This is a genomic window from Amycolatopsis sp. M39 (assembly GCF_001651785.1).
Lineage (GTDB): Bacteria > Actinomycetota > Actinomycetes > Mycobacteriales > Pseudonocardiaceae > Amycolatopsis > Amycolatopsis rubida.
The window spans coordinates 81,583-105,389 of record NZ_LWSF01000016.1 but is presented as its reverse complement, the minus strand read 5'-3'; the positions used below and the strand labels follow the sequence as shown (position 1 = coordinate 105,389).

Below are 23,807 nucleotides of genomic sequence, written 5' to 3'. Positions count from 1 at the left end.
CCCAAGAGCGGCACCGGATCACCTGGGCGAGCCCAGTGTGTGTGACACGCGGGACGCCTGTAAACCACTGGGAGTGATGTGACGCGTGGTACACAAGAGGTTTTCCGAGGTCACCGGGGGTACGCCCGGTCCCCGCCGGGAGGAAACTCACCCATCCCGGGTCACTGTCGGCGGCCGGCCCGCCACCCGTCGCAGCGGGCGAGCACGCGCGCCGGGACCGGAGCGCAGCACCGTCCGGACCGGACCGCAGTTGTCTCGAATCCGAAGTTCCCTCCGCGCGCAAGGGCCGAAGGTCGTTCGCCCGGACCTGTCCGGGACACGCCCGCGGCACGCGGCACGCCCGGCCCGGCGAGCCGTTCACGAACAACTCCGCCGCACCGGAAACCGTTGCCCGCACTGCGGAAATCGCCTTCTACCAGCACTTTTCGCGCCAGCGCCGGTAATGGCCCGGACACGCAGCGTCAACCAGGCGGCCGTCTTCGCAACATCTTGGCAACCGGCTTGACACCGGCTGTGGTCCGGACCACCCTGCTGAACATTGGTCTACACCATTTGTCATTCAGCCCCGGTCGCCGACGACCGGGCACCGAAAGGACGAGACACGTGAAGCGCTGGCTCAAGCTGGCGGCGGGAGCCGCCGCCATCACGCTCGCCACAGCCGGCTGCGCCGGCTCAGGCGGGAGTGAGAACGCCTCGAGCGCTGGGGGCGCGCAGGACGGCAAGCTGACCGTCTGGCTCATGACCGGCTCCGCGCCGGACAGCCTGACCGCCGCCCTCAACAAGGAATTCGAGGCCGCCCACCCCGGCGTCAAGGTCGACTACCAGATCCAGCAGTGGAACGGCATCCAGCAGAAGCTGACCACCGCGCTGGCGAGCGACACCCCGCCGGACGTCATCGAGGTCGGCAACACCCAGACGCCGGCGTTCGCCGCCCAAGGCGTGCTGGCCGACCTCTCCGGCGACGTCGGCAACCTCAACGGCGGGCAGTGGCTCGCCGGGCTCAAGGCGTCCGGCCAGTACGACGGCAAAACCGTCGGCGTGCCGTTCTACGCCGCCAACCGCGTCGTCATGTACCGCAAGGACATGTTCGAGCAGGCGGGCATCACCCAGCCGCCCGCCTCGAACGACGAATGGCTCGCGGACATCGCGAAGCTGAAGACGAAGTTCGGCGGCGACCCGCAGTTCCAGCCGCTCTACATGCCGGGCCAGAACTGGTACGCGCTGTCGTCGTTCATCTGGGACAACGGCGGCGACATCGCCAAGGCCGAGGGCAAGTCCTTCAAGTCGTCGCTGAACACGCCGGAAGCCAAGGCGGGCCTCGAGTTCTACAAGAAGCTCGTGGACGCCTCCGGCACCACCGCGCCCAAGGACAACGACGAGGCCACGCCGCAGCAGGCGGGCATCTACGGCGCGGGCAAGGTCGCCATGTTCATCGGCACCCCGAACGAGGTGGCGACCGCGGCCAAGACCGACCCGGGCATCACCGCCAAGACCGGTGCGTTCCCGATCCCGTCGAAGACCGCGGGCCAGACCGCCCCGGTGTTCCTCGGCGGCTCGAACCTGGTCGTCCCGCTCAACAGCAAGCACCAGGACCTCGCCAAGGACTACCTGAAGCTGCTGACCAGCACCAAGTACATGACGCAGCTCGCCGCCGGCGGCTACGTGCCGGGCACCTCCACCGACGTCAGCGCCCTGGACAAGGACCCGGTGGGCGCGGTGATGGCCAAGGCGTCGAAGAACGGCCACGCGATGCCGGCCAGTCCGAAGTGGGGCGAGGTCGAATCCGGCCAGAACCCGCTGAAGGACATGCTGACCGCCTACCTGACCGGGAAGAAGACCCTGGACCAGGCCGCGGCCGACGCGAACACCGCCCTCGACAAGATCATCGGCGGATGACCGCGACGAAGGACAAGCCGATGCCGGCGGGGGCGACCCCGCCGGCATCGGCGCACGTCGGGGCGGCGCGGAAGCGGGGCAGCGGCTGGTTCGGCGAACGGCTCATGCCGTACCTGCTGATCCTGCCCGCGCTCGCCGCCGTGCTGGTGCTGCTCGGCTGGCCCACCGTTCAGATGCTCGGCATCAGCCTCCGCCAGCTCGACCTGCGCGAGCTGGTGACCGGCAAGATGGTGTGGATCGGCTTCAAGAACTACACCGACGTGCTGTCCGATCCCGAGTTCTGGGCAGTCGCGATCCGCACGATCCTCTTCACCGGCGCGCTCGTCGCCGCAACCCTGCTCGTGGCGCTGCTGATCGCGGTGCTGATGCGCCACCTCAACCCGGTGCTGCGGATCTTCGTGCAGGTTTCGCTGGTCCTCGCGTGGGCGGTGCCGGTCATCGCCACCACCACGGTGTTCCAGTGGATCTTCGACCAGCAGTACGGCATCCTCAACAAGACGCTGGACCGGCTGGGCTTCCATTCGTTCATCGGGTACTCGTGGTTCTCCAGCGGCCCGAGCACCCTCGTGGTGATCGGGCTGCTGGTGCTGTGGCAGGCCGTGCCGTTCGTCGCGTTCACGCTCTACGCGGGCCTCATCGGCGTGCCGCGCGAGCAGTACGAGGCGGCGGGCATCGACGGGGCCGGGCCGTGGCAGACCTTCCGCGCGGTCAGCTGGCCCGCGATCCGGCCGATCCTGACGATGGTGACGTTCCTGTCGATGCTGTGGGACTTCAACATGTTCGCCCAGGTGTGGGCCATCCGCCAGGGCGGCCCGGACGGCGCGAGCACGACGCTGGCGATCCTGCAGTACCTCAAGGGCATCGCGGGCAGCCACTTCGGCTCCGCCGCGGCCATCGCCACCATCATGCTGGTGCTGCTCCTGCTGGTCACCGGCCGGTACGTGCAGCTGCTGGTCCGGACCAAGGACGGGGAGATCGCATGAGGAAGTCCCTGCCGGCCCGGGTGCTGGTGTCGATCGCCGGCCTCTTCGTGGCGCTGCTGTTCCTCTTCCCGACGTACTGGATGTTCACCACGTCGCTGAAGACGCCGGGCGACGTGCTGTCGCCGAAGTACGACCTGATCCCGACCTCGGCGACGCTGTCGAACTTCGCGTCGGCGCTGACCAAGCCCGGGTTCGTCACGTACCTGACCAACAGCCTGATCGTGACGCTCGGCGCGGTGCTGGCCGCCCTGGTGGTGGGCGTGCTCGCGGCGATCCCGCTCGCGCGCTTCCGCTTCCGCGGCCGCAAGGGGTTCCTGCTGCTGATCCTGGTGGCGCAGCTGGCCCCGCTCTCGGCGCTGTTCATCCCGATGTACCTGCTGATGCGCGACATCGGGCTGCTGAACACGCTGCCGTCGCTGCTGCTGGTGTACTTCGCGACGTCGCTGCCGTTCACCGTGTGGATGCTCTACGGGTTCGTCAACGGCATCCCGTACGACCTCGAAGAGGCCGCGATGATCGACGGCTGCAGCAGGGTCGGCGCGTTCCGCCGGGTCACGCTGCCGCTGCTCGGGCCGGGCCTGGTGACCACGTCGGTGTTCAGCTTCATCACCGCGTGGAACGAGTTCCTGTTCGCGCTGGTGTTCATGCGGGACCAGTCGAAGCAGACGCTGCCGGTGTGGCTGTCGTCGTTCAAGACGGCGTTCTCGATCGACTGGGGCGGCGTCATGGCCGCGTCGGTGATCTACGCGATCCCCGCGGTGATCTTCTTCCTGATCGTGCAACGGAAACTCGTGTCCGGCATGACCGCGGGCGCGGTGAAGGGATGACGGTGGCTGACCCCCGCAGGCTGGCCGAAGCCGTGCTGCTGCCCGGGTTCGAGGGCACGACCGCGCCGGACTGGGTGCGCCGCCGCATCGCCGAGGGGCTCGGCGGCGTGATCCTGTTCGGCCGCAACGTGGCCGACGACGAACAGGTCGCCGCGCTCGCCTCGGCGCTGCGGTCCGAGCGGGACGGCGTGGTCGTCGGAATCGACGAGGAGGGCGGCGACGTCACCCGCCTCGACGTCGGCAAGGGCTCGTTCGTGCCCGGCCCGCTCGCACTGGGCGCGGCCGGGGATCCGGAGCTGACCGCGTCCGTCGCGGCCGCTCTCGGCGAGCGGCTGGCGGCGTGCGGGGTCACGGTCAACCTCGCGCCGTGCGCGGATCTCACGCTCGCGGCGGAAGATCCGGGCATCGGCGTGCGGGCGTTCGGCTCGGACCCGGCGGCGGCCTCGCCGCACGTCGCGGCGTTCGTGACCGGCATGCAGAAGTACGGGGTCGCCGCTTGTGCGAAACACTTCCCCGGACACGGCGCGGCGACCGAGGATTCGCACCTCTCGCTGCCCGTGCTGCCGCGGACCGCCGACGAGCTTCGGAAGACCGAACTCGTCCCGTTCGCCGCGGCGATCGAGGCGGGCGTCCGGACGGTCATGTCCGGGCACCTCGTCGTGCGGGAATGGGGCGAGGAACCGGCGACGTTCAACCGGACCGCGCTCGCCGACGTGCTGCGCGGCGAACTGGGGTTCACCGGAGCGGTCATCACCGACGCGTTGGAGATGGGCGCCGTTTCCGGGGCGTACGGACGGCACGACGGGCTCGGCGAGGCTTCGGTCCGGGCCCTCCTGGGCGGCGCGGACGCGCTGTGCCTCGGCGGCGCCGCGTTCGACGCCGAGACGTTGGACCGGACCGCGGAGGCGATCGTCGCGGCGGTGACCGAGGGACGGCTTTCCCTGGAGCGGCTCGCCGCCGCCGCTGCCCGGACCGCTTCGCTGGGCGCCTCCCCCGCCCCCGCCACGGTCCGGCCGGTGGACTACTCGCTCGGGCTGTCCGCCGCGCGGGCCGCCCTGCGGATCACCGGCACGCCGCGGTTGACGGGCCCGTCGCTCGTGGTGGACGTGCAGACCGAACCGGGCATCGCCGCCGGGCCGATGCCGTGGGGACTGGGCGCGCATCTGGCCGAACTGGTTCCGGGCATCCGGACGCTTTCGGTCTCCCCGGACGATGTCTCGACGGTGCTGGCCGAGGCCGCGTCGGCGGAGAGCGTCGTGGTGGTGACCCGGGAAGCGCACCGGCATCCGGCGGTCCGGGAGTTCCTGGCCGGTCTGTCCACTGTGGACTACATCCGGGTCGAGACCGGGGTGCCCGGGCCGGAATCCGGTGCCGCGCCGAGGATCGACACGTTCAGCGGCTCCTACGTCAGCCTGCGGGCGGCGGCGGAGTACCTCGCTCGCTCCTGACCCCCGTGCGTGTGGGGAACCCTCAGGGAATCTGATTGCCTGAGGGTTCCCCACACGCACCTTCGGATCGCGCGGCTAAAGGGCCAGTTCGGCCCAGACGGTCTTCCCGCCTGCCCGGGATGATTGGCCCCAGCGCACGGCGATCGCGTTGATCAGGGCCATCCCGCGTCCTCCGCCCTCGTACCCTTCCCGGTAGCGCGCGAAGGCCGGGAGCGAATCGGACACCTCGATCAGGAGCCGGTCACCGCGCAAGGACAGGGCCAGCGTGCACGGCGGGCGGGCGTGCCGCATCGCGTTGCAGACCATTTCGTCGAGCGCCAGGCGCACGTCGGCCACCGCGTCCGCGCCGGTGCGCGGCCGATGGCCGCGCACGAACGCCGCTGCCTGGTCCCGGATCCGGCGCAACGTCGTGGAATCCTGCGCCACTGCCAGGTCCAGCCGCGGGACCGCGCCTCCCGGCGACACGGCGCGCGCGGGCAAGCGACTGGACCGCAATTCCTCCACACTCATCGCTCGACCTCCTCCTCGGCCGGTATTGCGCTGCACGAAGAAAGTACCCGCACGGTCCGTTGTCAATTCTTCAATACTGGCCGCGAATTCCCGCGGCAATTTATCAGCAGTTCCCCGCGAGCTGGGTACCCATGGGCCGCAGGCGCCAAACCGCACGCCCGGAAACTGTGCGCGAAGTCGCTCGCCGCAAGGTTTTCCGGGACTGGTTTCGCTCTTGCCGTGCGGGGTTTCGTGCGCTGTGCCACCTTTTTCCCATGACTGACATGCCTGCTTACCCGTCCCCTTCCGCCGGAACTCCCGCCGAAGCCCCGCCTCGCCCCGCGGTGCTCACCGGCGCGTTCTGGGCATTCGTCGCCGCGACGGTGGCCGGCCTTGTCGGAGCTGTGTTCCTGTTCTTCGCGCGGGACGCGCTGGCCGACGCGATGCGAAGAGCGAATGAGCAGAACGCCGCGCGCCTCACCGACGCCCAGATCGACCAGGCGGTCACGATCGGCATCGTCATCGCGGTCGTGATCGCGGTCGTGATCGCGTTGCTGCGCCTGCTGTTCGCGTTCAAACTCCGCGCGGGCCGCAACTGGGCGAGGATCGTGCTCACTGTGCTCACCGCGCTGCAGGTGGTCTCCCTGCTGGCCGGCCAGAGCACGGTCATCGGCTACGTCAGCACCGCCTTGGCTCTGCTCGGCGTGATCCTTTCCTTTCTCCCGGAAGCCAATCAGTACATCGCCGCGGCGAAGGCGCCCCGCTGACCGCGGGCCGCTGGTTTGCGCACTGGCCTCAGCGGGTAGCCCCGGAATCCCCGGACACGAAGAGAGGGCATCGACGATGAGCGACACCGCCGGACACAAGGCCGAGGAGCTCAAGGGCAAGGCCAAAGAAGCGCTCGGCAATGCCACCGGGAACGAGCAGTGGCAGGCCGAGGGGAAGGCCGAACAGGCGAAGGGCGCGCTCAAGCAAGCGGGAGAAAAGGTCAAGGACGCCGTCAAAGGCGTGAAAGACTGACCAGCGATCGGATCGGCGGCCGGGACTTCGGTTCCGGCCGCCGGCCCTTGTCCGCCCTCCCTCCGCGGCTTCGGCCGCCGGGCACGCCCTCCCTCGTCGCCAGCTGCCGGTCCGGTTTCACGGCCCGGTAAGGTCACCGGCGGTGCGACCCGGTGGCGGGGCAGCGAACGAGGAGGCCGGGGTGACGGACGCCGATACGCAGACCGATCAGGGCTGGGAGGCCGACCGGGTCGCGTTCTGCGCGGAACCGGCCGTCGACGGCTGGGCCCGCAGCGGCGTGGCCCTCGAAGGGCCGCTCTCCCGGCAGTTCGGCGCGCTCGCGGTTTTCCTGCTCGACGCGGGCTCCCTGCACGAAGCGATGGAGCGCGTGGTGTCCGCCGCGCTGCGGATCGTGCCGCAAGCCGATCTGGCCAGCATCACCCTGCGGTCGGCCGACGGCGGGTTTCACACCCCGGTCCGCACCCACGAGGCCGCCGAGGAGCTGGACCGGATCCAGTACCGGACCGGCGAAGGCCCGTGCCTGGAAGCCGCCCGGCACGAACGGCCCGGGCACGCCTTGACCAACAACCTTCCGGAGTCCGACGCTTTCCCCGAATTCGGCGTGCTCGCCGGACGGCTCGGGTTCGGCTCCCTGCTGGCCACGACGCTGCTGCCGGACGCGAAGTCCGACCGGCCGCCCGGCGCGATCAACCTCTACAGCCGCCAGGCCGGGGCCTTCGACGACGACGCCGTCGACAGCGCGCTCATCCTGGCCTCGCACGCCTCGCTCGCCCTCTCCGGATCCGCCGCGCACACCGCGGCCGCGCTCAAGGAAGCCCACCTCAAGCGCGCCGTCGACAGCCGCGACCTCATCGGCCAGGCCAAAGGCATCCTGATGAACCGCCGCGGGGTCACCGCCGACGCGGCGTTCGACATCCTGCGCCGCACGTCCCAGGACCTCAACGTCAAGCTGGTCGAACTCGCCCGCACGGTGGCCGAACGGCACCGGGAACTCGACCTCTGACCCTCGCCGGTTTCCGCCGCGTTCGCGCCGGGACGCGTGAATTCCCGGCGAACGGGTAGCCGGAGACCAGGGTCGGCCTCCGGCGCGCAGGAGACCGGGACCGAGGTTCCGCCGGTCAAGACCCGAGGCCGGCGGAACCGCCCCGGTCGAGTACCTCAAGACGTCCGTCTACGTCGACGATCCCGAGCTGTTCACGGGTTTTCTCCGCTGGACCGCGGACATCCTCGCCGGCGAGCAACTGCGGGACCTCTCTCGCGCCCGCGCGGGCGCAGGAGGCCGCCCGTGACGCCGCCGCACCCGCTCGCCCGCACGTGGACCGCACCGCATCCTCGGACAACCTGGCTGACCGTGCGCGGCGAGTTCGATCACGACAGCCAGCACCTGCTCGTCCGCACTGCCCGGGAAATGCTGGCGGCGCACCCGGATTGCCGAGCTGTCCGCCTCGACTGCGGCGAGCCGGCCTTCCGCGACTCGTCCGGATTGTCCGGCCCGCTCATGGTCAGCAGGCCGGTCCGCTCGGCCTGAGCCTGGACGACCGGTCCACCGGACTCGACCGGCTGCTCCGCCGCACCCGCCTCCTCGACCACTTCACCGCGCCCGCCGCCGAAACCGCGCACCGGCGGCGAGATTCCTGACCGCCGCGGTCACCCCTGCTCAAGCTCGCCGTGCCGATCCGTCAGGGTGCGCGCCACCTCGACCAGCTTCACGTTCAGGTCCTGGGAAGTCCGCCGCAGCAGGTCGAACGCTTCGTCCGCGGTGAAGCCTTCCCGGTTCATCAGGATGCCCTTGGCCTGCCCGATGACATCCCGGGTGTCGACGGCTCGCCGAAACTCGGCGCGACGCAGTTCGGCGGTCTTCCGCAGGTGGGTGTTCGCCAATGCCAGCGACGCGTGCGTCGCCAGCAGCAGCGCGATGCGGCGGTCGGTCTCGGCCAGGCTGTCCGGGCGGCGGGAGTAGACGGTGAGCGAGCCCGCCACCCGGTCGGAGCCGGGAACTGCCGGGAGTTCGGTGGAAAACGCCGCGCGGCAGCCGAGTGCGCGGGCGGCGGCGGTGAACCGGGGCCATCGGGTCTCGGCGGCTAGATCCGCGCTCGCGACATAGCTCGGGCTGTCCGCGCGGGCCGCCTCCACGCACGGGCCTTCCCCGTCGCGGTACTGGATCCGGTCCAGCTCGGCGGCGGTCTTCCCGGTCCGAGCGGCAGTGGAGAAGCGGCCGTCGGAACCCAGCACGGTGACGCTGGCCCAGTCCGCTCCGGCCACCGCCGCCGCAGTCGCTTCCACGACCTGCCGCAGCACGTCCGCCACCGAGTTCGCGGACAGCAGCATCCCGCTCAGCTGTTCGAAGCGGTCCGCGGCGTCCGGCTGCGCGCGATCCGGCGCTCCGGGCAGCCCGGCGGTCACCAGGGTCCGTTCCTCGTCACCGGGTTCGCTTTTCGGCTCGATCGCCGTCCGAACGAAGCTCCGGCTGCCAGGGAAACGAATGTGCTCGGCGGTGCCCCGGTGCAGCGTCGCCGAAGGCGACTCGCCGTACGCGGCCCGGTAGTGGGCGGCGAACACACTGGGCGCGTAGCCCCATCGGGCGGCGATCCGCGCGACGGTGTCCTGCTCCGGAACGGCGGCGCGCAGTTCCGCTCGGGCGCGGTCGAGCCGTGCCCGGCGCAGGTAGGCCATCGGGGTCGTGCCGAGGTGCCTGCGGAAGGCCAGCTGCACCGCACGAGCCGAGACCCGGGCCGCGGCGGCGATCTCCGCGACGCCGATGGGCCGGTGGAGATGGGCTTCGATGAAGGAGATCGCGCGGCGGAGCGTCTGCGAATGGGCGTCGAGCCCGTCCCCGCGGCGCTCGGCGGAGGCCGTGTGCGGGAACGCGTTCAGCACGGCCACGGCGAGGTAGCGCGCCACCGTCGCCACGGCCAGCGGATTCTCCCCGACCCCGGGCACGCCGAGGACGTCGTCGCGCAGATGGGCGACGGCGGAGCGCAGGTGCTGGGCGGCGCTGGCGTCGACCGGCCGGTGGTCGAGCAGCCGCACCGGCCGGTCGACGCCCGCGGCCTGGCTCAGCAGGACCGGATCGAACATGGTGATGCTGTACTCGGCGCGCGCGATCCGCCCGGTGTAGGGCCGGTCCGGGGGCGAAAACGACACCAGGTCCCCGGGGCCGAACGTCTCCGCTTCCGGCCAGCCCTCCACGCGGTGGTCCTCGATCGTGCCCGATTCGACGTCGCACAGGCAGATCGTGCCCAGCGGTTCGACGGCGTAGCTCATTTCGAAGGACAGGGCGAGCTGGTCGGCGCTCAGCCCGTCGACCTCGTGCCTGCTGATGTGCGTGCCCGCGTGGTCGGCTTCGCTGCCGATCCGCATCGGCGCGTACGCGCTGCTCAGGAACGCCTCGGTCCGGGTCAGATCGTCGCTGTCGAAGGCGAGCGACCGCACCGCGCCGCTCGCCGCGAACGACTGCCGGACGCCCCCGGATCCGGCCAGCGCCTCCGCGGGCGACGCGGCCCGCCGGACGGCCGCGCCAGGATCCGCGCTGTCCAGCACCGCCGTCGTGGCCTGGTCCGGCACCAGCACGCAGTCGCGCTCGCGGGCGAACGAGACCAGTGCACGGGCGAGCGGCGCGCTCACCGGGCTGACGCCCCGGAGGTCGACCACTATGCGCGTGCCCGGTGCGACAGCGCGGCCCGCCGCGTGCAGGGCCTCGACGATTTCGGCCGAGTGCGTCGTCGCGAGCCGGTCCGGCAAGGTCAGCACCACAGCATCGCCGAACTGCCGAGGGGTGATCTTCAGGTCCGTCACGGCAGCCGCACGACCACGCTTCGCGCGAAGACGCCCGGGTGGGGCTCGGCTGCGCGTCTGCGCGCTGGACGGGATGCTCGGCACTCGGCGGTCGCCACACGCACTCCTAGGAGCGGGCCGGACCGGGCGCAGGGCGCGCCTCAGCCAGCGGGTTGTGGACGCTGCCTGCTTAACGCACCGAGAAAAAAGCCTACCCGGCACGACCTTCCGCCGGAGCAGGGCACGCCGGAACCGGCGGTGCGAGACGTGGCCGAACTGTCTACTGTGGACTACCTGCGCGGCCCCGCGGCGCGGCGAAGGCGGTTCGCGATCGCGAGACCCAGCCCCTTCTCCTCCGGAAGCGACGCGACGATCAAGTCGCATCCCGCCCGGTCCAGCTCGCGCAGAAAGCCGTAAAGACCGCGCGCGTACTCGGCCGTCGAAGCCGGAACCGCCACCACAGCGTGCGCCTCCGGCGCCGCGACGTCCTGGGACGGCGGCAGGAAGACACCCACCTGGTGCCCGAGGTCCCGCGCGCGGCGCGCTTCGGCGACCACCCGGCCGGGCTCGACGAGAACGACCCGAGCCCGCGGCGCGTAGTGCGACGGATGGTGGCCCGGAACCCGGATCGGGCTCACCGACGGCACCTGGAGAGAACTCCCGAGCACGGCCTCCAGGTCCTCCCGGGGCACGCCGCCGGGCCGCAGCACGCTGAGCGTGTCGCTGGTGGCGTCGACGATGGTGGACTCGACACCGACCTGGCAGGGACCGCCGTCCAGCACGAAATCGACGGCATCGCCCAGCTCCGCGCGGACGTGCTCGGCGGTGGTCGGGCTGACCGAGCCGAACCGGTTGGCCGACGGAGCCGCCGCGCCGCCGCCGAACGCCGACAGCAGCGCCAGCGCCACCGGATGGTCCGGCACGCGCACCCCCACCGTCTCCAGTCCGCCGGTCGCCGCCGACGACACCCGCGGGCCGCGCCGCAGCACCAAGGTGAGCGGGCCCGGCCAGAACCGCTCGGCCAGCAGCCGCGCGGGCCCGGGCACCTTCCCGACCCAGCCGTCCAGGTGCCCGGCACCGGCGAGGTGCACGATCAGCGGGTGCGTGGGCGGGCGGCCCTTCGCCTGGTAGATGCGGGAAACCGCGGCCGGATCCGAGGCGTCGGCGCCCAGGCCGTAGACCGTCTCGGTCGGGAAGGCCACCAAGCCCCCGGCGCGCAGCACCCCGGCCGCCTTCTCGATGTCGCCAGCTGCCGCGGTCACGCTCGCACTCTCCTGCCAGACGGATGGCTTGTCCTCGCCCGTCAGCCTAAGCCGCGCGTGCCGGACGCCTTCACCCGGCGGCGAACCGGGCCGCCACCGCCGCCCCGGCCGGGTCCGCACACATCCGCACCAGGTCCGCGAGACGGTTCACCAGCAGCAGTCCGCGACCGCGGCCCTGGGCCGGGAAGCCGGGGCGCGACCGGCCGGCGGATCCGCCAGCCGCCCTCGTCCCGGACGCCGGACCGCGGATCCGCTGCCGTGCTCCGCGCTCTCGACCGCCAGCTCCGACACCGCGCCCTCGACCCGGGCCTCGGCGGTCACCACGCGGAGGTCCACGAGGTCGGGTTCGGCGGCGAAGGACCGGGAGCCGGGCGGTGGCGGCAGTTCGCGGTTGCCGCCGCCGAACACCGCGTCGGCCAGCTCGGTCGCTCCCAGCGCCTCGGCGGCGCACGGGCACAGGACGGTCGTCCAGCGGCCCCCGGACGCCAGATTGCCCAACGCCTCGTGCTGCGCGCACGCCGGGTACTCCGCCAGCGACCGGCTCCCCGACCACCCCGCCCGTGCCGGTCCGGATGCCCGCCGGCGAACGCGCCCGGGATGATCCGGCCCGGATCGCGGCCTGCCTCGGCCAGCGGCACCCGATCGGCGTCCGCGCCCAGCTCGGCCCGCACAACGAATTCTTCCGTCACCGCTCAGGCGAGGCCGAGCACCGCCTTTCTTCGCCCGCGTACCGAATCGGGCCGCTCGTGGGCCCGGCGCACCTGGTCGGGTGACAGGATCACGTCGTACTCGCCGCTGAGCCAGTCCCGGGAACTCGATGCGCCGGCTATGAACATCGAGGGCGAGAACATCCCGCGGACCACGCCGCGGGACTCGGCGAACCTGGGCAAACGCCTGGCCGGCGTCGATTTCTCCGCCCTCCTCCGCCCGGACCGGCAACGCTCGCCGCCGGAGCGGCGCGGGTGCGCGCGGGGAGGCATCCGCCCGGCACTCCCGAACGGGCCGCGAGCGGGCCCGGCGCAACGGGATCTCCCCGTTCGCGCGGCGCCTGGTTGTCGGAATTCCGCGGCGGAGTTACCGTGGCAGCATCGGTTCAGCCAGGAGCCGCCCGCCCAGCACAGCGAGGCAGTCCAGCGCCGGTCCGCCTCCGCCGGTCCGCAGGAGGCCCCGATGACGCACCCCGTTCGCCCTGCCAGGCTGCCCGCCTGCGCGGCGCCTCTCGCGGACATCACCGTCAGCACCGCCGACGACATCACGGTCGTCGCGGTGTCCGGAGACCTCGATTCTTCAGTCGCTGAAACGTTTTTCGAGCACACTGTCGCGGCGATCGCGCACTCACCCGGTGGAGTGGTCGCCGATTTGAGAGCGGTGACGTTCTGCAGTTGCCGGGGACTGTCCGTTCTGCTGGCCGCCGAACACGAGGCGCACTTCGCGGAGGTGCCTTTCGCGGTGCTGGCACACCAACGCGCCGTGTTGCGTCCCCTCCGGCTGCTCGGCCTCGACCGGACCCTCGACGTCCGCGCCGGCGCCAATCTCGTTCCGGTTCCCCGCAAGGGAATCTCGTAGCCGCGCGCGGTTTGCGCCGCCGACCGGCCGGGTAGCCGCAGGGTTCGGCAAGATTTCGCTGAACTCCGAGGAAAGGCACCCATGGCTGCTGCAGCGCATTACGTCGAGGTCAACGCTCCCGCGCAGGCGTGCTACGACTGGTGGCGTCCGCTGACCCGGCTGCCGGAACTGTTCTCCGACGTCCAGTCGGTCGAAGCCCTGGACGGCGACGGAACGCGCACCCGGTGGAAGGTCGACGGGCCGGCGGGGTCCACAGTGGAATGGCAGGCCCGGATCGTCGAGGACGCCCCGCCGCGCAAGATCGCCTGGACCACGGTGGACGACGCCGATCCGGACGTGCGCAACTCCGGGGTCGTCCGGTTCGACGACAAGGGCCACGGCCGCACCGGCGTGGAGATCTCCCTCGAATACGAGCCCCCGGCGGGCAAACTCGGCGAGGCGGTCGCGTCGCTGCTGGCCGATCCGCAGAAGAAGGTCGAGCGGGCCGCCGAACAGTTCCAGACCGTCATCGAAGCCCGCTGAGCGCCCCCGTGACCACGGTCTCGCGCACCTTCGCCGTGAACCCGGGCCCGGACGCGGTTCTCGCCTATCTGGCCGACTTCGGCAACGCCGAAGAGTGGGATCCCGGAACGGAACGCTGCGTCCGCGACGACGACGGGCCGGTCCGCGTCGGCTCGTCGTGGCACAACACCTCGAAGATCGCGGGAATCACCACGGAGCTGACGTACACGCTCGAACGCTTCGACGCCGATCGCGTCGTGCTGGTCGGGCGCAACGACACCGCGACCTCCACCGAAACGATCGAGGTCGCGGCGAGCGGCACCGGATCGCGCGTCACCTACACCAACGAGCTGCAGTTCAACGGCTTGGCCAAACTAGCCGCCCCGCTGGGCAAAGTGGTGTTCGAGAAGCTGGGCAACGACACCGAACGGCAGCTCGCGGACGCGCTCAACCGACTGGCCGGGTAAACCGCGGCCGGCGGTCTGTTCTGCGCTACTGCGCCTCATCGGCCGACTCGATGCTTCTTCGCCCACGCACCGCGCCAGCGGGCGATCGGTGCCCCGCTGGCGCGGTGCGAGGCGAGTTCGCGTTTCTCCCGGTCACCGGTGAGGGAAGGCTTCACGAGATCTGCAAGGCGAACACTGCGCCGGACCGGCCGCCCCCAGGCCCCTTCCGACCAAGATCCGCCGGGTCGTGACGGTCCGGCGGCCGCGGGTGAGCGTTGTTTTCACGCTGTACCGCCCGATCACCGTCCAGGTCGCCGCGGCGCGGGACCCGATGTCCCATCCCCCGGGCGGATTCGAGCGCGACAAGTCCGGGCACACATCCGAGCAGGACCAGCGACCGCCAGACCTCCCCTGGCTCAAGCCGGATCCGCGTTCTGCCGGGAGTCAGGCGGCGATGCCGCGGCTGAACGCGACCCGGTCCAAGCCCGGCCCGTCATAGTCGGGAAGCACGTCGGACACCTCGAACCCGAGCCGGGCGTGGTACGCGCGCGAAGCGGTGTTCTGCGGGCTCGTGATGCACTTCACCCTGCGCACCCCCGATCCCCGCACCTGCCCGAAAAACCACTCGTACAGCGAACGGCCGATTCCCTGGCCGTGCAGCTCCGGGTCGACACCGACGAAGTGGATGTAGGCGGTGTCGGGGTCGGTCTGCGAGACGAAGCCGATCAGAAAGGCTGCCAGCGTCCCGTCCGGACGCTCCGCCAGGCGGCTCGTTGTGGTGAAGTGCTGGAAGTACAGGCGTGGCACGAGCAACGCCCGCTCCTTCGCGCCGGCTTCGCCCTTCAACCCGCCCCACCACGGTCCCAGCGCGGCAAGGACGCGCGCGTGGTCGTTTTCGTGCGGCTGGCGGAAAGTCAGGTCGGCGCTCATGTCCCGACCCTCTCGTTTTCGCGCGCGCCGAGCAACCTGGTCACCGTCGCGGGTCGACGTGGATCTTCGGCCCTCCCGGCGGCCGCTCCCCGCCGAGCACCGCCGCGACCCCGCCCAGCCCGACCGTCCCTGCCACCAACGGCCGCGGGTCCACCTCGCCGGACGCGTACGCGTCGATCGCCCGCGCCAAGCCCGGCGAGCCGCTCAGCACGCCGATCGCGGTGACGTCCTTCACCGCCAGCATCCGCGTGTCCAGCAGGCTCGGCCGCCCGGACAGTCCGATGCAGACGATCCGTCCCGCCGGTTCGACCACCTCGGCCGCGAGGGCGGGAGCCGAGGGATCGCCGGTCGCGTCGACCACCGCGTCGAAGGGCGGTTCCGGAACGTTCGTCCCGGCGGAAAAACCCAAGCCGCGCGCGAATTCCGCCGACCACGGCGTCGCGCCCACCAGATGGACCTCGCTGCCCGCGGCCTTGAGGAACAGCGCGGTGAGCAATCCGATCGTCCCCGGGCCGAGAACCAGCACCCGTTCGCCCGCGGCCGCCCGCGCCGCCCGGCAGGCGTTGCCGCCCGGTTCGACCAGCGCGCCGGCGACGGGATCCACGGTGTCGGGCAGTTCGTGCAGCGAGCGCACCGGCACGGCGAGGCGTTCGGCGAGCGCTCCGGCCCGGCCGCCGCGGATGCCGACCTCCTGCCGGTCCGCGCAGACGTGCTGGCACCCGCCCCGGCACCGCCGGCAGTCCCCGCACCCGAGCATCGTGTCCCCGGTGACGCGGCGGCCGACCCACGCCGGATGCACGCCCCGGCCGACCTCGGACACCGTCCCGCACCATTCGTGGCCGAGCCGCATCGGGTAGCGGGCGTGCCCGTCGGCGAGGTACTGCATCTCGCCGGTGAAGAACTCGACGTCGGTGCCGCACACCCCGGCGCGCTCCACGTCGACGACGACCTCGCCGACCCCGGCGGCCGGCTCCGGCACCTCGGCAGGCCCGGCCTCCCCCGGTCCGGTCACCACGAACGCCCGCATGGCCCCGATCGTAGCGGCGCTCAGCCGGTCACGCGCTCGCGCAGGAACGCCGCCGTCGCCGGATCGGCCGGATAGAACGACTCGATCACCAGCTCGGCGACCGTCACGTCCAGCGGCGTCCCGAAGGTCGCGACCGTGCTGAAGAAGGTCAGCTCCAGATCCTCGTGCCGGTAACGCAACGGCACGAAAATGTCACCTGGGCCGGGGATCTCCAGCTCGGGGACCTCGTCGTCGCACGGATACCCGCGCAGCTCCTCCAGCAGTTCGGCGAGCCCGGCGTCGGCGGTCTGCTCGACCTGGCGGCGCAGCCGGCCCAGCAGATGCGCGCGCCACTCCCCCAGGTTCAGCACCCGCGGCGCCATGCCGTCCGGGTGCAGCGTCGCGCGCAGCACGTTCACCGGGCCGGCCAGCAGCGAGGGCGCGATGCCCTCGGTGAGCACGCCGAGGCTGAGGTTGGCGTCGACGAGGTTCCAGCCGCGGTCGACCACCGCCGCCGGGTACGGGTCGTGCCCGGCGAGCAACCGCCGGACCGCCTCGCGGATCACGGTCATTTCCGGCGCTCCGATGTCGGACTCGCCGTAGGCGGGCGCGTAGCCCGCGGCGAGCAGCAGGCGGTTGCGTTCGCGCAGCGGGAGGTCGAGGTGCTCGCCCAGCCGCAGCACCATGTCCCGGCTCGGCCTGGACCGGCCGGTCTCGACGAAGCTCAGGTGGCGCGTCGAGATGTCCGCCGAGATCGCGAGGGCGAGCTGACTGAGGCGGCGGCGGTCGCGCCATTCCCGGAGCAGTTCGCCGATCGGGGCCTTCACCGTGGTCGTCACGCGTCCGACGCTACGGCGTCGCCGGCCGGGAGACCATTATCCCCGGGGTAACGGCGCGTGCACCACCAGCGCCTCGGCGAGCGGTTTGCGGTCGAGGTCCGGCGCCTCGCAGTCCGGAGCGGGATAGCCGACCGGGAACAGGATGTAGGGCCGTTCGGTGACCGGGCGCTCGAAGACCTCGCTGAGGAAGCCCATCGGGTTCGGCGTGTGGGTGAGCGTCGCCAGGCCCATCGTGTGCAGCGCGGTGATGAACATGCCGCACGCGATGCCGACGCTCTCGTTGACGTAGTAGTTCTTCCGCAGCGAACCGTCCGGCAGCGGCGTGCTCTTCTGCGCGAACGCGACCACCAGCCACGGCGCGATTTCGAGGAACTCCTTGTGCTCGTCGGTTTCGAGCCGGGCGAGCGCCGCGTGCCAGTCCGGCGCGTCGCGTTCGCGGTAGAACTTCCGCTCCTCGGCCTCGGCCGCCTCGCGCACCGCCCGCTTGAGGTCCGGGTCGCCGGTCGCGACGAACGTCCACGGCTGGTGGTGCGCCCCGCTCGGCGCGGTGTTCGCGATCCGCACCGCGGTCTCGATCGCTTCGAGCGGCACCGGGTCCGGCGAGAACCAGCGGACCGACCGGCGCCGGTCGAGCAGCCGGTACAGCTCCTGCCCGCGGGCGAGGCCCTCCTCCGGGGACAGCCGCGGCGGCGCGTAGGGGACGAACGGGTGCTGGTGCCTGCTCATGCCCCGACCCTGCCGCGCCGGCGGTCATCGGTCCAGTTCACATTTCTCGTGAACGACATAAGCTGCACTGATGTCTCCCTCGTTGCGCCAGCTCGAGTATCTGGTCGCGGTCGCCGACACCGGCGGCCTCACCGCGGCCGCGGACAGCTGCCACGTGTCGCAGTCGGCGGTGTCGCTGGCGATCGCTTCGCTGGAACGGACTTTGGGCGTGCAGCTCGTCCTCCGCGGCCCCGGCCGCGCGACCGCGCTGACCGACGCCGGCCGCCAGGTCGCCGGCGAGGCCCGCGCGGTGCTCACCTCGGTCGCCGAACTCGGCGCCACTGCCCGCGACTACGGCCAAGACCTGGCCGGACGCCTGAACTTCGGCTGTTACACACCCCTCGCGCCGCTCCACGTACCGGCCGCGTTGGCGACCTTCCGCACCCAGCACCCGGAAGTCGACGTCTCCTTCGTCGAAGGCACGCTGCCCGACCTGCAGCACCTCGTGCTGGAGGGCCGCTGCGACCTGGCTGTGCTGTACCGGCAAGACCTGGTGCCCGGGATCGCGGCGGACCAGCTGTACGACCAGCCGCCGAGCGTCCTCCTCCCCTTGGCGCACCCCCTCGCCCGCCGCAAGACGGTTTCGTTGCGCGCCTTGGCCGATGAGCCGTTCGTCCTGCTGGACGTACCGCCGTCGGAGCGCTACTTCCGGGACGTCTTCGCCGCTGTCGGCCTGCCGATGCCGGTCGCGCACCGCACGACGAGCTTCGAACTGGCGCGCGCGTTGGTCGCCCGGGGGCTGGGCTACACGCTCTCCGTTCAGCGGCCGTCGTTGGAGCTTTCCGTCGAGGGCACGCCGTTCGCCGTGCGGCCGCTGCGCGAGCGAGTCCCGACGACGCCGGTGGTGCTGGCTCGCGCGGAAGGCGCCCGGTTGACCCGGCGGGCCGAAACGTTCCGCACTTTCTGCCGGGAGTTTTTCGGCGCCAGAACGTGACTCCGCACGGTTCGCGCCCGAGAGGTTCGGCCAGCACCGGCCTTTCTCGGCGAAGCGGCCGCGCCAAACCGTTGCGCCACAGCCACGGTCGCCGCGCATGCCCGCCCCGGAAGCTTCCGCCGAGACACCCGTCAGCTGGGCCAGGGCAGGACGGTCAACTCCGGCCGTTGTTCTTGTCAGCGCCGGGCTTTCGCCTCGTAACTGCTCTGCGGCGCGTGGCCGGGACGGGGCCGGACGACGAGGGAGAACATGTCCGCGAACCCGTGCGGCGCGTAGACCTGCCACTCCCCTCCGCCGGCCAGCCGGATCCCCAGGCAAGGCGTCGTGAGTCGATGGCCGCCTCGGTGGACGAGTACGGCGCGCACAGCACGCCGAAGCGATCCTCGTACCAGAGGTGCACCCGCGCATCGTTGCGGATTTCCACCGACGCGGGGAGATCCGCGAACCTCCGGGCGCCCTCCTCGATGACCGCGTTCTCCGCGTCCCAGCTGAGATCCGAGTCATCGAAGGAGAACAGGTCGTAGTCCTTGCTGCCCTCGGCGGGCGGGCGTCCGGTCACCACGTTCCGCACGGTCTGGCACCAGCGGCCCGCGGTCAGGTACCAACTGGGAAGAGCCAGCTCCGCCGCCCGCGCCAGCACTTCCGGCACTAGGTCGTGGCGCGTCACGATCTCGCGGAATTTCTCGGGTTGCCGCTCCATCGCCGTCCGGCCGCGGTCCATGCCCTGGTTTAGCACAGCGGACCGATTACCTCCCGCGTAATCGACCGGCCGCCAAACCTCGGCCAGGCTTGGCGCTACCGAAAACGGGACGACACAAGGAGAACCCCGACATGACCACCACCGCACCGACCGCCGCCGACCTCGCCCGCCGTTACCTCGACGTGTGGAACGAGACCGACCCGCAGCGGCGCCGCCAGCTCGTCTCGGAGGTCTTCGCGCCGGGCGCGGCCTACACCGACCCGCTCGGCGCGGTCGCCGGCCAGGACGAGATCGACGGGTTCATCGGCGGCGCGCAGGCGCAGTTCGCCGGGCTGGTCTTCAGCCTGCCCGCGGAGCCGGACGCGCACCACGATCTCGCACGGTTCCAGTGGCACCTGTCGGCTCCGGGCAACCCCGAGCCGATCGCGATCGGGTTCGACGTCGTGGAAATCGCCGGCGGCCGGATCGCCAAGGTGCACGGCTTCCTGGACAAGATTCCGGGCTGACCGACCGGAGACGCCGGGGATGTGGTCTTGACCACACTCGCGAGGTTCAGACCACCCGGGAGGTCTGAACCTCACCCGGCGAAGCCACGCCGCACAGCGGGCGTGGCCCTCCCCACTCTGTCCGTACCCCGCGGGGCGCCTGAGAGTTTCACCCGCGTGGATACCCGGGTTTGCACCGTCGGCGGCACCGGCTGGTGGTCTCCTGCCGATGCGCTTTCCAGAGGCGTCTCGTCCGCGCGGTCCAGGGTGCCTGAGAGGTTCCGGGGAGGACTTGCTCCTTCGGCGCCGGACCGGGGATGCCGGTCCGGTCTCTCCCGCGCGGGTTCGTCGATCGCGCGCCCAGTCTAGCGCGGAAGAAGATCAGCCCGTGCGGCGGGCGTTGCGGCGCTGGGTCAACTCGTCCGGCACGACGGCCTCGACCAGTCCGCCGTCGGCACGCTCGGCCGGGAACTCGTGGATCGTGCCGCTGATCTCCTGCATCGCCCCGCTGACCGCGATGCCGAAGACGCCCTGGCCGCCCTGGAGCAGATCCACGATCTCCTCCGGCGACGTGCATTCGTACACCGTGGTGCCGTCGGAGAACAGCGTGACCTTCGCCAGGTCGCGCACCCCGCGCACGCGCAGGTGGTCCACCGCGACGCGGATGTTCTGCAGCGAGACCCCGGTGTCCAGCAGGCGTTTCACCACCTTGAGGACCAGGATGTCCTTGAACGAGTACAGCCGCTGCGACCCCGAACCGTGCGCCGTCCGGATGCTGGGCGCGATCAGCTTCGTGCGCGCCCAGTAGTCCAGCTGGCGGTAGGTGATCCCGGCGATCTGGCAGGCCGCGGGACCGCGGTAGCCGACCAGCTCGTCGGGCAGCGAGGCGTCGGGGAACAGCTCGCCCTGCTCGCCGTCGGCGACAGGTCCGGCAGGTATCTCCGGACGACCAGCCTCGACCACCGCAAGCCTCCCCTCGCCCGGCCTCGCGGCGGGGCGTTCGACAGGCCGGTCGAGCCCAGGATCGGGATCGGCCGGGGAAAACTGCCACGAGCGCGCCGGGTCGGCGAATCACATCATGGCGATTTACCGCCTTTGACGGTAAGGCTGCGCCGCGAGCCGGTCAACGCGACGCGCGGCGGACCTCAAGCCCGTGTCGAGGCTTTGGCCCGTTCGCCGCACGGGATGGACAGTTTTTACTCAGCCGAGTAACTTATTACTCATGCAAGTAAACATCGACACGCAAGCCGAACTGGGCCTCAGCGTCACCGAGGCCACCACCCGGGCGCAGATCATCGGCGCGACCATCGCCACGATCGCCGACCACGGGTACGCGCGCACCACCTTCGCGCGCATCAAGGAACGGGCCGGGCTCAGCAGCACGCGGCTGATCTCGTACCACTTCACCACCAAGGCCGGCCTCATGCAGGCGGTGCTGAGCACGGTGTCCGAGACCAAATCGGAATACCTGCGCCGGCGCAGCGAGGGCGTCGACCCGGCGGACCGGGCGGGGAACCTGCGCGCGTACATCGAAACTTCGGTCGCGTTCCTGCGCGACTACCCGCAATGCGAGCGGGTGCTGGTCGAGATGGCCGCGCACGCCGACGACCGCGACGGCTGGGCGATGACCGGCGTCATGGTCGGGCAGCTGCGCACCGGCGCGCTGCGGCGGCAACTGGAACAGGGCCGCACAGAAGGGGCGTTCGGCGACATCTCGCCGGAGATCGTGGCGCTGTCCATCGCGCAGGCCATCGACGGGGTCGCGGCCGCCTACGCCGCCGATCCGGCGGTGGACCTCGATCGCTACGGCCGGGAGCTGGCCGACCTGTTCGCCCGCGCCACCGCGCGGTGAGCTCGTGCCCGGCGGGAAACCGCCGGGCAGCGGCGATCAGGTGTCGGCGCCGCGGAAGTCTTCCGGGGACACGGAGTCGAGGAACTCGCGGAACTTCTCGACCTCGTCCTCCTGCTCGTCCGGGATGATCAGCCCGGCTTCCTCGAGCACCGCGTCGACCGCGTGGATCGGGACCCCGATCCGCAGCGCCAGCGCGACCGAGTCGCTCGGGCGGGCCGACACCCGGATGTCGCCGTCGAAGACCAGCTCGGCGAAGAACGTGCCTTCTTTGAGGTCGGTGATCACGACCTGCTCAAGCTCGCGGCCGAGCGCGCCGATGACCTCTTTAAGCAGATCGTGGGTGAGCGGCCGCGCGGGCCGCACGCCTTGCTGTTCCAGGGCGATCGCGGTGGCTTCGACCGAGCCGATCCAGATCGGCAGGTACCGCTCGCCCTCGGTCTCCCGCAGCAACAAGATCGGCTGATTCGCGGGCAGTTCGACCCGCACGCCGACGACGCGCATCTCGCTCATCGGGCTTCGCCTCCCTCTCGTGCACACGGGCCGCAGCGCTGGCGACGGCTGACGACCGTTGTCTCCGACGCTACCCGTCATCCGGGCGCTGTGCTCGCTCGCAGCGGACATTCTCGGTTCGTGGTCTCGCGAACCGTCTCTCACGGTACGGCATCCCGGCGCTGAGGTTCAGTCATTGACAAGTGGCCGAAAACGCGTCTCGGGCATACGGGTCAGTCGCCGGCCACGCCGCGGATGCCGGCTTTGACGAGCAGCGTGTGCAGCGTGACCGACAGCGCGGCCAGCTCGCGCACGACCTCGTCGGCGCGCGCCTTCGCGTCCGCGTCGCGATGCCGGTACGCCGGGGTCACGATCTGCTCCAGCAGGCCGACCTCGCGGTCGGCCGCGGCGCGGAACGCGCGCAGGTGCCGCGGTTCGAGCCCGAACTCGGTCATCGCTTTGACGGTGCGGGCGATCAGCACCGACTCCGGGCCGAAAAAACCCGCCGCGCCGGGACGCAGCAGGCCGTACTGGCACAGCTCGGCGAGCATCGCGTCGTCGATGCCCGCCTGTTCCAGCAGGTCTTCCTGGGTGAGCCGGGTGTCCGGCCCGGTCTCGAAGTCCGCCGCCGCGGGCAGTCCCGCCGGATCGCTCCCGTCGCCGAGCGGCACGAGCCGCCGCGGCAGCTGGGGAGCCGACGGGACCGGCGCGGGCGGTTGCACGCCCGCGCCTGTCGCGTCGAGCTGCTCCTTGATGACCTTGAGCGGGAGGTAGTGGTCGCGCTGCGCGGACAGCACGTACCGCAGGCGTTCCACGTCCGCCGGCGAGAACTGCCGGTACCCCGAGGGCGTGCGGCCCGGGCGGACCAGGCCTTCCGCCTCAAGGAAACGGATCTTGGAAATCGTGACATCGGGGAAGTCCCCGCGCAGCTGCGCGAGCACCGCCCCGATGCTCAACCCGTCCCGCCGGGCCTCCTGACGACCGGGCTGCCCGGCCGCCGTCACTGCGCTCCCTGGCCCCCGTGCCCCGGGCCGGTCAGGAAGACCAGGCGGAACTTGCCGATCTGCACCTCGTCGCCGCCGGCGAGGACGGCCTGGTCGACCGGCTCGCGGTTGACGTAGGTGCCGTTCAGGCTGCCGACGTCGATCACGACGAACTCCCCGCCCTCGCGCCGGAATTCCGCGTGGCGGCGGGAAACCGTGACGTCGTCGAGGAAGATGTCGCTGTCGGGGTGCCGTCCCGCGCTGGTGGTGTCGCGGTCGAGCAGGAAGCGGGAGCCCGCGTTGGGCCCGCGCTTCACGACCAGGAGGGCGGAACCCGGCGGCAGGGCGTCGACGCCCTGCACCGGTGCCTCGGCGGCCGGCGCGGACTCCTGCTGGCCTTCCATGTCGGCCAGGAAATCGGCCCGGAAGACAGAGGTCCGCTCCGGAGACTGCTCCGGGGGAACGCCGGGCCCGTCGTTCGTGCTCACCTGAGCTCTCCTCTACGCATGAAGTGTTGTCGTCGACCAAGAACGTGCAGCTGTCAACGTACCGTGCCCGACCGGCCCGGAACCCTCGGGCTCCCCTTGCGGCTCCGGCGCCCGGCCGAACGGC

28 protein-coding genes, 1 pseudogene and 1 riboswitch are annotated in these 23,807 nt (G+C 71.3%); of the genes and pseudogenes, 15 read left to right on the top strand and 14 right to left on the bottom strand.

The genetic code is table 11. The annotated features are described in order from the left end of the window. The first annotated feature begins 603 nt into the window (after positions 1–603). The 4 genes from A4R44_RS28425 to A4R44_RS28410 are packed head-to-tail and all read left to right on the top strand — an operon-like array spanning position 604 to position 5,154. Positions 604–1,896, top strand: coding sequence for a sugar ABC transporter substrate-binding protein (locus tag A4R44_RS28425; RefSeq protein ID WP_067587364.1), 1,293 nt, complete (start codon positions 604–606; stop codon positions 1,894–1,896). Next, a complete protein-coding gene (locus A4R44_RS28420; protein WP_067587361.1) occupies positions 1,893–2,879 on the top strand; it encodes a carbohydrate ABC transporter permease in 987 nt (328 codons plus the stop codon). The genes A4R44_RS28425 and A4R44_RS28420 overlap by 4 nt, the downstream gene beginning before the upstream one ends. Continuing rightward, entirely contained in the window at positions 2,876–3,706 is an 831-nt protein-coding gene (locus A4R44_RS28415) for a carbohydrate ABC transporter permease (RefSeq protein WP_067587358.1), read from the top strand. Before A4R44_RS28420 ends, A4R44_RS28415 begins: the two co-directional genes overlap by 4 nt. Beyond that, entirely contained in the window at positions 3,703–5,154 is a 1,452-nt protein-coding gene (locus tag A4R44_RS28410; protein ID WP_067587355.1) for a glycoside hydrolase family 3 protein, read from the top strand. Before A4R44_RS28415 ends, A4R44_RS28410 begins: the two co-directional genes overlap by 4 nt. 75 nt (positions 5,155–5,229) lie before the next feature. Here A4R44_RS28410 and A4R44_RS28405 read toward each other — a convergent pair whose 3' ends face one another. Beyond that, positions 5,230–5,664, bottom strand: a complete 435-nt coding sequence (locus A4R44_RS28405; RefSeq protein WP_067587351.1) for an ATP-binding protein — start codon at positions 5,662–5,664, stop codon at positions 5,230–5,232. 254 nt (positions 5,665–5,918) lie between these two features. On the opposite strand from A4R44_RS28405, the gene A4R44_RS28400 reads away from it, so the two are divergent. From A4R44_RS28400 to A4R44_RS28385, 4 genes are all read left to right on the top strand, one after another. Further along, the gene (locus tag A4R44_RS28400; RefSeq protein WP_067587348.1) at positions 5,919–6,410 is read left to right on the top strand and encodes a hypothetical protein; all 492 of its coding nucleotides are present in this window, start codon (positions 5,919–5,921) and stop codon (positions 6,408–6,410) included. A gap of 76 nt (positions 6,411–6,486) precedes the next feature. Continuing rightward, positions 6,487–6,663 carry a CsbD family protein gene (locus tag A4R44_RS28395; protein WP_067587345.1) on the top strand — a complete coding sequence of 59 codons (177 nt, stop codon included), beginning with the start codon at positions 6,487–6,489 and terminating at the stop codon, positions 6,661–6,663. Between the two features lie 181 nt (positions 6,664–6,844). Then, entirely contained in the window at positions 6,845–7,666 is an 822-nt protein-coding gene (locus A4R44_RS28390) for a GAF and ANTAR domain-containing protein (RefSeq protein WP_067587342.1), read from the top strand. Between the two features lie 282 nt (positions 7,667–7,948). Continuing rightward, entirely contained in the window at positions 7,949–8,191 is a 243-nt protein-coding gene (locus tag A4R44_RS28385; protein WP_067587338.1) for a hypothetical protein, read from the top strand. A 119-nt stretch (positions 8,192–8,310) separates the two neighbouring features. On the opposite strand, the gene A4R44_RS52625 is transcribed toward A4R44_RS28385, so the two are convergent. From A4R44_RS52625 to A4R44_RS52620, 3 genes are all read right to left on the bottom strand, one after another. Next, positions 8,311–10,458: an ANTAR domain-containing protein gene (locus A4R44_RS52625; RefSeq protein WP_067587335.1), complete on the bottom strand. Its 2,148-nt coding sequence runs from the start codon at positions 10,456–10,458 to the stop codon at positions 8,311–8,313. 269 nt (positions 10,459–10,727) lie between these two features. Next, the gene (locus A4R44_RS28375; RefSeq protein ID WP_067587332.1) at positions 10,728–11,699 is read right to left on the bottom strand and encodes an L-threonylcarbamoyladenylate synthase; all 972 of its coding nucleotides are present in this window, start codon (positions 11,697–11,699) and stop codon (positions 10,728–10,730) included. Between the two features lie 147 nt (positions 11,700–11,846). Beyond that, the gene (locus A4R44_RS52620) at positions 11,847–12,197 is read right to left on the bottom strand and encodes a hypothetical protein (RefSeq protein WP_067587329.1); all 351 of its coding nucleotides are present in this window, start codon (positions 12,195–12,197) and stop codon (positions 11,847–11,849) included. A 62-nt stretch (positions 12,198–12,259) separates the two neighbouring features. Between A4R44_RS52620 and A4R44_RS52615 the strand changes: the two genes are divergently transcribed. The 4 genes from A4R44_RS52615 to A4R44_RS28350 all read left to right on the top strand — a co-directional run bounded on the left by A4R44_RS52615 (position 12,260) and on the right by A4R44_RS28350 (position 14,233). Then, on the top strand, positions 12,260–12,472 hold the full coding sequence (locus A4R44_RS52615; RefSeq protein ID WP_067587326.1) for a hypothetical protein: 213 nt from the start codon (positions 12,260–12,262) through the stop codon (positions 12,470–12,472). A gap of 397 nt (positions 12,473–12,869) precedes the next feature. Beyond that, complete coding sequence (locus A4R44_RS28360) at positions 12,870–13,265, top strand: STAS domain-containing protein (protein WP_067587772.1); 396 nt, start codon at positions 12,870–12,872, stop codon at positions 13,263–13,265. A gap of 81 nt (positions 13,266–13,346) precedes the next feature. Continuing rightward, positions 13,347–13,787, top strand: a complete 441-nt coding sequence (locus tag A4R44_RS28355) for an SRPBCC family protein (RefSeq protein ID WP_067587323.1) — start codon at positions 13,347–13,349, stop codon at positions 13,785–13,787. 8 nt (positions 13,788–13,795) lie between these two features. Continuing rightward, positions 13,796–14,233 (top strand): SRPBCC family protein, encoded by a 438-nt coding sequence (locus A4R44_RS28350; RefSeq protein ID WP_067587320.1) that lies wholly within the window; start codon positions 13,796–13,798, stop codon positions 14,231–14,233. Between the two features lie 423 nt (positions 14,234–14,656). Here the strand turns inward: A4R44_RS28350 and A4R44_RS28345 are convergent, their stop codons facing one another. Genes A4R44_RS28345 through A4R44_RS28330 form a run of 4 tightly spaced genes read right to left on the bottom strand, consistent with a single transcriptional unit; the run spans position 14,657 to position 17,713 of the window. Continuing rightward, positions 14,657–15,142, bottom strand: coding sequence for a GNAT family N-acetyltransferase (locus A4R44_RS28345; RefSeq protein WP_067587317.1), 486 nt, complete (start codon positions 15,140–15,142; stop codon positions 14,657–14,659). Positions 15,143–15,182: 40 nt separating this feature from the next. Then, the gene (locus tag A4R44_RS28340; protein ID WP_067587314.1) at positions 15,183–16,169 is read right to left on the bottom strand and encodes a zinc-binding dehydrogenase; all 987 of its coding nucleotides are present in this window, start codon (positions 16,167–16,169) and stop codon (positions 15,183–15,185) included. 20 nt (positions 16,170–16,189) lie between these two features. Beyond that, positions 16,190–16,987, bottom strand: a complete 798-nt coding sequence (locus A4R44_RS28335; protein ID WP_067587311.1) for a helix-turn-helix domain-containing protein — start codon at positions 16,985–16,987, stop codon at positions 16,190–16,192. 36 nt (positions 16,988–17,023) lie between these two features. Beyond that, entirely contained in the window at positions 17,024–17,713 is a 690-nt protein-coding gene (locus A4R44_RS28330) for a nitroreductase family protein (protein ID WP_067587308.1), read from the bottom strand. 70 nt (positions 17,714–17,783) lie between these two features. On the opposite strand from A4R44_RS28330, the gene A4R44_RS28325 reads away from it, so the two are divergent. Continuing rightward, entirely contained in the window at positions 17,784–18,686 is a 903-nt protein-coding gene (locus A4R44_RS28325) for a LysR family transcriptional regulator (RefSeq protein ID WP_067587305.1), read from the top strand. A 176-nt stretch (positions 18,687–18,862) separates the two neighbouring features. On the opposite strand, the gene A4R44_RS51865 is transcribed toward A4R44_RS28325, so the two are convergent. Both A4R44_RS51865 and A4R44_RS51860 read right to left on the bottom strand, forming a co-directional pair. Continuing rightward, positions 18,863–19,051, bottom strand: a complete 189-nt coding sequence (locus tag A4R44_RS51865) for a nucleotidyltransferase family protein (RefSeq protein ID WP_255366199.1) — start codon at positions 19,049–19,051, stop codon at positions 18,863–18,865. A 23-nt stretch (positions 19,052–19,074) separates the two neighbouring features. Further along, positions 19,075–19,386 (bottom strand): annotated as a pseudogene (locus A4R44_RS51860) (nucleotidyltransferase family protein); the annotation flags it as partial. 131 nt (positions 19,387–19,517) lie between these two features. Here A4R44_RS51860 and A4R44_RS28315 point away from each other — a divergent pair. Then, positions 19,518–19,892 (top strand): nuclear transport factor 2 family protein, encoded by a 375-nt coding sequence (locus tag A4R44_RS28315; RefSeq protein WP_067587302.1) that lies wholly within the window; start codon positions 19,518–19,520, stop codon positions 19,890–19,892. Positions 19,893–20,119: 227 nt separating this feature from the next. Beyond that, a riboswitch (glycine riboswitch) is annotated at positions 20,120–20,219 on the bottom strand. Between the two features lie 33 nt (positions 20,220–20,252). Here A4R44_RS28315 and A4R44_RS28310 read toward each other — a convergent pair. Then, on the bottom strand, positions 20,253–20,834 hold the full coding sequence (locus A4R44_RS28310) for a MerR family transcriptional regulator (RefSeq protein WP_067587299.1): 582 nt from the start codon (positions 20,832–20,834) through the stop codon (positions 20,253–20,255). Between the two features lie 259 nt (positions 20,835–21,093). Here A4R44_RS28310 and A4R44_RS28305 point away from each other — a divergent pair, with 259 nt between their 5' ends. After that, positions 21,094–21,723 (top strand): TetR/AcrR family transcriptional regulator, encoded by a 630-nt coding sequence (locus A4R44_RS28305; protein WP_067587296.1) that lies wholly within the window; start codon positions 21,094–21,096, stop codon positions 21,721–21,723. A 36-nt stretch (positions 21,724–21,759) separates the two neighbouring features. Here A4R44_RS28305 and A4R44_RS28300 read toward each other — a convergent pair whose 3' ends face one another. The 3 genes from A4R44_RS28300 to garA form a co-directional block, all read right to left on the bottom strand. Beyond that, positions 21,760–22,233, bottom strand: coding sequence for a bifunctional nuclease family protein (locus A4R44_RS28300; RefSeq protein ID WP_009078856.1), 474 nt, complete (start codon positions 22,231–22,233; stop codon positions 21,760–21,762). 212 nt (positions 22,234–22,445) lie between these two features. Then, the gene (locus tag A4R44_RS28295) at positions 22,446–23,216 is read right to left on the bottom strand and encodes a MerR family transcriptional regulator (protein ID WP_067587294.1); all 771 of its coding nucleotides are present in this window, start codon (positions 23,214–23,216) and stop codon (positions 22,446–22,448) included. Next, positions 23,213–23,683 (bottom strand): glycogen accumulation regulator GarA, encoded by a 471-nt coding sequence (gene garA / locus A4R44_RS28290; protein ID WP_009078859.1) that lies wholly within the window; start codon positions 23,681–23,683, stop codon positions 23,213–23,215. The genes A4R44_RS28295 and garA overlap by 4 nt, the downstream gene beginning before the upstream one ends. Between the last annotated feature and the right edge of the window lie 124 nt (positions 23,684–23,807).

Coding starts and splice junctions, on each gene's coding strand:
- A4R44_RS28325 (WP_067587305.1), top strand. CDS start 17,784: ATGTCTCCCTCGTTGCGCCAGCTCGAGTATCTGGTCGCGGTCGCCGAC.
- A4R44_RS28300 (WP_009078856.1), bottom strand. CDS start 22,233: ATGAGCGAGATGCGCGTCGTCGGCGTGCGGGTCGAACTGCCCGCGAAT.
- A4R44_RS28330 (WP_067587308.1), bottom strand. CDS start 17,713: ATGAGCAGGCACCAGCACCCGTTCGTCCCCTACGCGCCGCCGCGGCTG.
- A4R44_RS28415 (WP_067587358.1), top strand. CDS start 2,876: ATGAGGAAGTCCCTGCCGGCCCGGGTGCTGGTGTCGATCGCCGGCCTC.
- A4R44_RS28345 (WP_067587317.1), bottom strand. CDS start 15,142: ATGAGCGCCGACCTGACTTTCCGCCAGCCGCACGAAAACGACCACGCG.
- A4R44_RS28360 (WP_067587772.1), top strand. CDS start 12,870: ATGACGCACCCCGTTCGCCCTGCCAGGCTGCCCGCCTGCGCGGCGCCT.
- A4R44_RS28400 (WP_067587348.1), top strand. CDS start 5,919: ATGACTGACATGCCTGCTTACCCGTCCCCTTCCGCCGGAACTCCCGCC.
- A4R44_RS28305 (WP_067587296.1), top strand. CDS start 21,094: ATGCAAGTAAACATCGACACGCAAGCCGAACTGGGCCTCAGCGTCACC.
- A4R44_RS28340 (WP_067587314.1), bottom strand. CDS start 16,169: ATGCGGGCGTTCGTGGTGACCGGACCGGGGGAGGCCGGGCCTGCCGAG.
- A4R44_RS28405 (WP_067587351.1), bottom strand. CDS start 5,664: ATGAGTGTGGAGGAATTGCGGTCCAGTCGCTTGCCCGCGCGCGCCGTG.
- A4R44_RS28315 (WP_067587302.1), top strand. CDS start 19,518: ATGACCACCACCGCACCGACCGCCGCCGACCTCGCCCGCCGTTACCTC.
- A4R44_RS28395 (WP_067587345.1), top strand. CDS start 6,487: ATGAGCGACACCGCCGGACACAAGGCCGAGGAGCTCAAGGGCAAGGCC.
- A4R44_RS28420 (WP_067587361.1), top strand. CDS start 1,893: ATGACCGCGACGAAGGACAAGCCGATGCCGGCGGGGGCGACCCCGCCG.
- A4R44_RS28410 (WP_067587355.1), top strand. CDS start 3,703: ATGACGGTGGCTGACCCCCGCAGGCTGGCCGAAGCCGTGCTGCTGCCC.
- A4R44_RS28355 (WP_067587323.1), top strand. CDS start 13,347: ATGGCTGCTGCAGCGCATTACGTCGAGGTCAACGCTCCCGCGCAGGCG.